Source organism: Stenotrophomonas sp. P5_B8, from assembly GCF_054049855.1.
Genome location: NZ_JBFULO010000421.1, coordinates 1 through 3,260, shown reverse-complemented (window position 1 = coordinate 3,260; position 3,260 = coordinate 1). Strand labels below are relative to the sequence as shown.

General features: G+C 69.4%; 2 protein-coding genes and 1 pseudogene. All 3 read right to left on the bottom strand.

Annotation, left to right across the window (positions count from 1 at the left end; genetic code table 11):
* Nucleotides 1-421 (bottom strand): annotated as a pseudogene (locus tag ACXJKH_RS17445) (hypothetical protein); the annotation flags it as partial.
* A 94-nt stretch (nucleotides 422-515) separates the two neighbouring features.
* The gene (locus ACXJKH_RS17440) at nucleotides 516-2,669 is read right to left on the bottom strand and encodes a hypothetical protein (RefSeq protein WP_457321212.1); all 2,154 of its coding nucleotides are present in this window, start codon (nucleotides 2,667-2,669) and stop codon (nucleotides 516-518) included.
* A gap of 41 nt (nucleotides 2,670-2,710) precedes the next feature.
* Nucleotides 2,711-3,260: hypothetical protein (locus tag ACXJKH_RS17435; protein WP_457321210.1), on the bottom strand; the 550-nt coding region annotated here is incomplete at its 5' end.

Sequence of the window (3,260 nt, the reverse complement as noted above, 5' to 3'; positions counted from 1 at the left end):
CGTGCACCTGGCGCAGCACCTCGCCCAACCGCCGCCATTGCTGCTGCGACAGCGCTGCCTCGAATCCGGACTGGCCCTCGACATAGGCGAACAAGGTCCACTGCAGGCCTTCGGCGCGTATGGCCGGCGCACCGTCCAGCGTAGGTTGCGGTGCCGCCACCTCACTCAGGCCCAGCGACACGCGCAGATGCTGCAGCACCTGCCACACCGCTTCGTCCACCGCGTAGCGGCGGCACTTCAACCACCAGCGCGTGCCGTCATCGGCGCCAATCTGGTAAACCGTGGCCCCGGCATCGGCACCGGCCGGACGCTGCACCACCGACGTGGCGCGCACGCCCCACGCCTGCGCCAGCACGGCGCCGATCTGCGAAGAAGACAATTCCTGTGGATGCAGCATCAATCCGCCGTGATGCACGAACATGTGCCCACTATCGCAGAATCGAGGCGAACTGGCAGCGTATTGCGTCACGCTGCGACGCGATCTGCACGCTTCCAGACATGGATTCGGACGATTTCTATGTCAGCGCCGCCGTCATCGCCTGCAGCTCGCGCTGTTGCAGCGTGCACGCCTCTTCGCGTTGGAACTGGGTCGCGAACAATGGCACCGCGAACGCGTAACGCAGGCCGTCGTCTTCGCGGCGGATGACGTAGGCCAGCTGCAACCGTGCCAGCGCCCGCCGCAGCGACTCCGGATCAACGACCACCCCAGCCGCATCGAAGTCGGCCAGCAAAGCCTCCAGCGGTACGCCACGCCCGCCGCTGCCGTCCAGCTGCTCGGCCGCGAGCCGGTAGACCACGATGCGGTCAATTCGATTGGCCACCGGATCAGGAGTCAGGCGCGCCCATCCGGCCAACGCATCGAACACCGGCTCGGCCACCAGCGCCGCGTGCAGCTGCGCCGCATCGATCACCCGCTCGCCACGTCCCAGTTGCGCCAGCAACTGCTGGCACACGATCGCCACCAGGTTGGCGCGTCGACCACAGGCGGCCACCAGTCGTCGCGGCAGTTCCGGCGCGGCGTAGTGCACGCCCAGTCTGGCCATGGGTTCGGTCGCCAGCGCCTGGCAGGCCTCGTCTTCCAGGCCGCCAACGTGGATCACCTCGCCAAAGTTGCGCAGCGGCGAGGCAAAATCCAGCGTCACCGCTTCGTACAGATCCCAGAAACCGGCCAGCATGAAGTGGCAGCGCCCTTCCTCGCTGATGGCCCGCAGCGCGCCCAGCTGCGGATAGCCGGCGCCGGCCTCGGCGCGCAGGAACAGGTCGGTTTCATCGATCAGCAGCAACACCCGTCGGCCCTGCGCCTGCGCGGACAAGGCGGCCACCAGCGCATCGATGCCCGCGTCTTCAGGCAGGCCGAGCTCCACCGCCAGGCGTACGCTCAAGCGGTGATCGCGCAGCGACAGGTAACGGCAATGCACGCGCGGATGGCCGGCGAAGCGCCGCTCGATCGCCTTCATCAGGCTCGTCTTGCCCAACTGCCGCCCGCCGACCAACAGGTAGTTGCCCGGCTCGCGATTGAGCACCCGCGCCAGCAGCGCGGCGCGACCGAAGAACGCCGACGGACGGGTGATGCCGCCATGGGTCTGGTAAGGGGAGATCCGGGTGACCTTCAACTGGCGCGTCAGCAGCGCCAGCAGCAGCGCCAACGCGCCCGGCTGCAGCAGCCAGCGGGTCTGCGCGGCCAGATCCAGGCAGACGCACAGGTTGGCCGGGTCATCGGCATGGTCGATCAGCGCCGGCTCGGCCAGCAGCGAGGGGCTGACCACCATCACCACATCCTGGCCATTGGGCATGGCGCGCAATTGCTGCACGATCGCCAGACCGCTCATGCCGGGCTCGGGCAGATACACCCACAGCCGCTCCAGCGCCACCGGCATGGCGTCGGGCAAGGCCCATTCGCGCACGCAGCCGGGCAACGTCCATCCCTGCGCCGGCGTATCGGTGGCGCCGATCCGCGCGGCCAGCAACGCCGCCTGCGCCTCGGCCGATACCTGCGACTGGCGCAGTGCCTCGCGCCAGCGCACGCTGGCCACGCCGGCATCGGCCAGCACGCGCCCGCGCAGGCGCAGCCAGCCCAGTTGCCGATCCAGCGCAGGCAGTGCCGACAGCGGCTGGTCGAACAGACGCCGGGGGTCGCGCACGACATCGGCCACCGCCGGGCGCATGCGATACCAGACCAGGCCCAGCACGATCAACGCCAGCACGGCGATGCCAAGCACCAGGCACAGCCATTCGATGATGGTCCATGGCGTGCGGGCCTGGCAGTCCGGGGTCTGCCAGCGCGATGGCGGCGCCGGGTTGCCGGGCTGGCAGCGCCAGCGCCCACTGGACGGCTCCAGGGTGAACTCCAGCGCCGTGCCGGCCAGCCCGGCACTGGACGGGAACCGATCGGTGAAGCGCACGCGCAACACATAGGGCGCAGGCACCTCGGCCACCACCACCGCCTCGGCCGGATCATGCACGCCGGGCACGGCGATCTCGGCAGGCCACTGCCCTTCGCGCTCCCAATACCCTTGGGCTTCCTCGCGCAGATACATCATGTCGTAGCGTGCGCCCTGCATCAGCATCATGCTTTCGCCATCGTGCGCGATCTTCCACGCCACCCACGGGTTCAACATCGGGGCGACGAACAGACTGCCGACGAACCAGGCCACGGCCGCGATCAGCACCRGCCGCCAGGTTCGCCACCCCGGCAAGCGGCCGACCCGGCTCATGCGGGCAGGCCGGCAAGGCTGTCGATCACCTGCCGCACCGTGCGCCGGATCGCCTCGCAGCGCCATTCCAGCCACGCGCCATCGGCATGCGGGCGTGCGGTGAGCAGGTTGTGCCAGTACAACTGCCGCAGCACCGGATCGACCAGGTAGGGTCGTGCGGGGGCAAGGCGCGGGCGCTCCAGCCACGCCTCGATGGCCGTGCGCGCCATCGGGTCGCGCAGCAGCGGCAACAACGCTTCCCACAGCCGCGGGTGGGTGGACAGCGTGGCGATCACCGCCTCGTCGTCGAGCGTTGCATCGGCTGACGGCGTGGCCAGCAGGGTCAGCGCCGCCTGCGCCAGCAACGGATGGCCGCCGGACAGATGCAGCGCGCGGGCGAGCAGGTAGTCGGGCACGTTGGCCGCGTTGCGCTGCAGGTCCTCGACGCTCAACTCCGGCCACTGTTCGCTGGCGGCGATGTTGAGCAGCGACAGATCGCCGCCCTGGTACTTCAGGTCGGCCAACGCCGCGCCGCCGCAGATCAGCAGATGCAGCGTGCCGCTGTAC